Source organism: Streptomyces sp. CO7 (assembly GCF_053474865.1).
Genome location: NZ_JBRIOU010000011.1, coordinates 28,735 through 31,865 on the forward strand (window position 1 = coordinate 28,735; position 3,131 = coordinate 31,865).

The 3,131-nt window shown below is 71.9% G+C and carries 4 protein-coding genes; 3 read left to right on the top strand and 1 reads right to left on the bottom strand.

Annotation, left to right across the window (positions count from 1 at the left end):
* Window positions 1–118: 118 nt before the first annotated feature.
* The 3 genes from ACOV8S_RS29200 to nusB all read left to right on the top strand — a co-directional run bounded on the left by ACOV8S_RS29200 (window position 119) and on the right by nusB (window position 2,326).
* Entirely contained in the window at window positions 119–1,261 is a 1,143-nt protein-coding gene (locus ACOV8S_RS29200; protein WP_448321498.1) for a M24 family metallopeptidase, read from the top strand.
* A gap of 61 nt (window positions 1,262–1,322) precedes the next feature.
* The gene (efp, locus tag ACOV8S_RS29205) at window positions 1,323–1,889 is read left to right on the top strand and encodes an elongation factor P (protein WP_351118575.1); all 567 of its coding nucleotides are present in this window, start codon (window positions 1,323–1,325) and stop codon (window positions 1,887–1,889) included.
* 2 nt (window positions 1,890–1,891) lie between these two features.
* Entirely contained in the window at window positions 1,892–2,326 is a 435-nt protein-coding gene (gene nusB, locus ACOV8S_RS29210) for a transcription antitermination factor NusB (protein ID WP_108957077.1), read from the top strand.
* A 94-nt stretch (window positions 2,327–2,420) separates the two neighbouring features.
* On the opposite strand, the gene bldD is transcribed toward nusB, so the two are convergent.
* Complete coding sequence (gene bldD, locus ACOV8S_RS29215) at window positions 2,421–2,921, bottom strand: transcriptional regulator BldD (protein ID WP_108957078.1); 501 nt, start codon at window positions 2,919–2,921, stop codon at window positions 2,421–2,423.
* Window positions 2,922–3,131: the final 210 nt, after the last annotated feature.

The window sequence follows — 3,131 nt, forward strand, 5'->3', positions numbered from 1 at the left end:
GCCCGCCGCGCCCCCGCCGGACGCAGGTCCCGCGGCGGCCCGGCGGTCCGGAGACGGGCCGCACCCGACCGGCGGCGTTCAGGACGCGGTCGAACGCGGCGGAACATACGCTCGGGCCATGCCAGAGGTGTTCGCCGCCCGTCGGGCGCGGCTGAGGGAACGCTGCCACGCTGCCGGCAGCGCCGCCGCGCTGGTCACCCGCCCCGCCAACGTGCGCTACCTCGCCGGGGCCGCCCCGCCCGGCGCGGCGCTCCTGCTCGCGTCGCGCGACGGCGCGCAGGACGTGCTGCTGTGCCCGCACCCGCTCGAGGAGCAGCAGCCGTCCGGGGCGCGCGAGGGCGGCCGGCCCGACGAGCTGCTGCGGATCCGCCCGCTGGGCGGCAGCCTCTCCCCGGAGGGCGGCGACGCGGCGGTGGCCGCCGCCGGGCTGGCGGCCCAGGAGGGCGCCGACTCGCTCGCCGTGGAGGAGCACCACCTGACCGTTGCCCGGCACCGGGCCATCGGCTCGGTGGCCTCCCGGCTGCGGCTGACCGACCTGGGCGTCGCCGTGGAGCAGATGCGGGTGGTCAAGGACGAGGAGGAGATCTCCTGCCTGCGCGCGGGCGCCGAGATCGCCGACCATGCGCTGGGCGAGCTGCTGGAATCGATCCTGGTCGGCCGCACCGAGCGCCACCTCGCGCTGGAGCTGGAGCGCCGCCTGGTCGACCACGGGGCCGACGGTCCGGCCTTCCCCACCTCGGTGGCCACCGGCCCGCACGCCGGGCGGCCCGGCCACCGGCCCACCGACCGGCGGGTGGAGGAGGGCGACTTCCTCTCCGTCTGCATGGGTGCCGCCTACCGCGGCTACCGGTGCGAGATCGGGCGGACCTTCGTCATCGGCACCACGCCCGCGGACTGGCAGATCGAGCTGTACGAGGTCGTGTTCGCCGCCCAGCGGGCGGGCCGGGAGGCCCTGGCCCCGGGCGTCGAGCACCGCGAGGTGGACCGGGCCGCACGGCAGGTCCTGGCCTCCGCCGGCTACGGCAGCGCCCTCCCGGCGCGGACCGGGCACGGTGTGGGACTGGAAATCGCGGAGGACCCGCAATTGGCCCCCGCGGCCATGGGTAAACTGGACGCTTGCGTGCCGGTCACCGTCGAGCCGGGGGTTCACCTCCCCGGTCGGGGCGGGGTCCGGATCGATGACACGCTCGTCGTGCGCCCCGAGGCGGACGGCGGACCCGAGCTACTCACCATCACGACCAAGGAGCTGCTCGCGCTGTAGCTTCCGAGCCGCCGCGCACGTTCCCCAGGTCGTCCACGTCAGTCCAGGAGATTCCGCAACCGTGGCTTCCACGAACGACCTCAAGAACGGCCTGGTGCTCAAGCTCGAAGGCGGCCAGCTCTGGTCCGTCGTCGAGTTCCAGCACGTCAAGCCCGGCAAGGGCCCGGCCTTCGTGCGCACCAAGCTCAAGAACGTGCTCTCCGGCAAGGTCGTCGACAAGACCTTCAACGCCGGCGTCAAGGTCGAGACGGCCACCGTCGACAAGCGCGACATGCAGTTCTCGTACATGGACGGCGACTACTTCGTCTTCATGGACATGGACACCTACGACCAGCTGATGATCGACCGCAAGGTCGTCGGCGACGCCGCCAACTTCCTGATCGAGGGCTTCACCGCCGTCGTGGCCCAGCACGAGGGCGAGGTGCTCTTCGTCGAGCTGCCGGCCGCCGTCGAGCTGACCATCCAGGAGACCGAGCCGGGCGTCCAGGGCGACCGCTCCACCGGTGGCACCAAGCCGGCCACCCTGGAGACGGGCCACCAGATCCAGGTCCCGCTCTTCATCACCACGGGCGAGAAGATCAAGGTCGACACCCGCACCAGCGACTACCTCGGCCGGGTGAACAGCTAACCGTGGCTGCCCGCAATACGGCCCGCAAGCGCGCGTTCCAGATCCTCTTCGAGGCGGACCAGCGCGGCGTGGACGTCCTGTCCGTCCTCGCCGACTGGGTCCGGCACTCCCGGAACGACACCCGGCAGCCGCCGGTGAGCGAGTACACGATGCAGCTGGTCGAGGGGTACGCGGACCACGTCCGCCGTATCGACGAGCTGATCGCCCAGTACGCAGTGGACTGGACGCTGGACCGGATGCCGGTGGTCGACCGCAACATCCTGCGGCTCGGCGCCTACGAGCTGATCTGGGTGGACGAGACGCCCGACGCCGTCGTGCTGGACGAGGCGGTGCAGCTGGCCAAGGAGTTCTCCACGGACGACTCGCCCGCGTTCGTCAACGGGCTGCTCGGCCGGTTCAAGGACCTCAAGCCGTCGCTGCGGCGCGACGAGGCCTGAGCCGCGCCCGCCGTACCGGCCGGAAACACCGAAGGGCCCCAGCGTCACGCTGGGGCCCTTCGGTCTGCTGTTTCGTTTCTGCACGCCCGTTCGGTCAGCTCTCCTCGTGAGCGACCGCACGGCGGGCGTCGGCGTCCAGGACGCCCCAGCTGATCAGCTGCTCGGTCAGCACCGAGGGCGACTGGTCGTAGATGACGGCCAGGGTGCGCAGGTCGTCCTGGCGGATCGAGAGCACCTTGCCGTTGTAGTCGCCGCGCTGGGACTGGATCGTCGCCGCGTAGCGCTGCAGCGGGCCGGCCTTCTCCACCGGCACGTGCTGCAGCCGCTCGAGGTCGAGGACCAGCTTCGGCGGCGGCTCGGCCGCGCCGCCCGGCGTGGTGCCGGGGAGCAGCTCCTGGACGGGGACACCGTAGAAGTCCGCCAGCTCGGCGAGGCGCTGCACGGTCACGGCGCGGTCACCGCGCTCGTAGGAACCGACCACGACGGCCTTCCAGCGGCCCTGGGACTTCTCCTCCACACCGTGGAGGGACAGACCCTGCTGGGTGCGGATGGCCCGGAGCTTGGCCCCGAGCTGCTTTGCGTATTCGCTGGACATAAAGCTCCCGGACAGTCGGCGGCGCGTGCGGACCGGGCGTCTGTGGCGGAGCGGAGCCATGATCGCGCCGCGCCCGCCCGGCGTGCCGCACGGTTGGTAACTCACTGTAAGGTTACGCAGCGTTACTCTGCCCCGTCAAGCGGAATGGTCCGGACCGACGGTTCGATGATCGGTTCGCGCGCTTGCTCCGAAAGGGTGAAAGCGGGGGCG

Bases quoted from the DNA above. Each gene is read 5' to 3' on its own strand.
- ACOV8S_RS29200 (WP_448321498.1), top strand. From the start codon at position 119: ATGCCAGAGGTGTTCGCCGCCCGTCGGGCGCGGCTGAGGGAACGCTGC.
- bldD (WP_108957078.1), bottom strand. From the start codon at position 2,921: ATGTCCAGCGAATACGCAAAGCAGCTCGGGGCCAAGCTCCGGGCCATC.